The organism is Elstera litoralis (genome assembly GCF_000963705.1).
In the GTDB taxonomy this organism is placed as follows: domain Bacteria; phylum Pseudomonadota; class Alphaproteobacteria; order Elsterales; family Elsteraceae; genus Elstera; species Elstera litoralis.
Genome location: NZ_LAJY01000995.1, coordinates 1 through 778 on the forward strand (window position 1 = coordinate 1; position 778 = coordinate 778).

The following is a 778-nucleotide window of genomic DNA, read 5'->3' on the forward strand; positions in this document are numbered from 1 at the left end:
CGAAGCCGATAGCATCCGTTTACCGCTCGCCATTTCCTGCAACATGCGCGGGATCGGCACAATATTGATCTTGCCGGAATGCCCAACCGCGCGGGCCACCGCCAGCAGAGTTTCGACCATAAACCCCTTGGGCTTCCCATCATCGACGAAAGAAAAGGTGGTAATTGAGGGGCAATTAAGCGAATTTCTTTAGAAATGGACGGAAAACTGAAAAATATTAAAAATAAAATACACGCTATTTTTCGATATCGACAGATTAGGGTCATGGAATGGCCCTCCTATCTTGGCTCCACAAGGAAGCACATTATTCTAGCGGTGCCGCCAGATCACGCTTTAGGAAAACATAACATCAATTAATAGTGTGTTAAAAATAGGCCTGTGCGCGCCTAAACCTCCGCCCATTGCCGTAAAAGATTATGATAGATCCCCGAAAGGCTGACGATGCTGGGGTCGTTGACATCCTTCTCCAGCGCCAAGCGCTGAACCGTCTGATCGAGATCGAACAGCAGCGTGCGCTGATCGTCGGCGCGGATCATGCTTTGCAGCCAGAAAAACGAGGCAACCCGCGCCCCGCGCGTGATCGGCGTTACCCGGTGCAAGCTGGTCGACGGGTAGAGAATAAGATGCCCGGCTGGCAGCTTTACCCGCTGTGGGCCGTAGACATCCTCGATTATCAACTCGCCGCCGTCATATTCCTCCGGCTCCGAGAAGAACAAGGTACAGGAGAGATCCGTCCGCAGCCGGATCGGCGTGCCGGGAATAGCGCGAATGGCGTTAT

General features: G+C 52.8%; 1 protein-coding gene. It reads right to left on the minus strand.

The genetic code is table 11. The features are described from left to right. Positions 1-386: 386 nt before the first annotated feature. The coding region (locus tag VZ95_RS21125) for a Fe2+-dependent dioxygenase (RefSeq protein ID WP_045777626.1) at positions 387-778 on the minus strand (392 nt) is incomplete at its 5' end.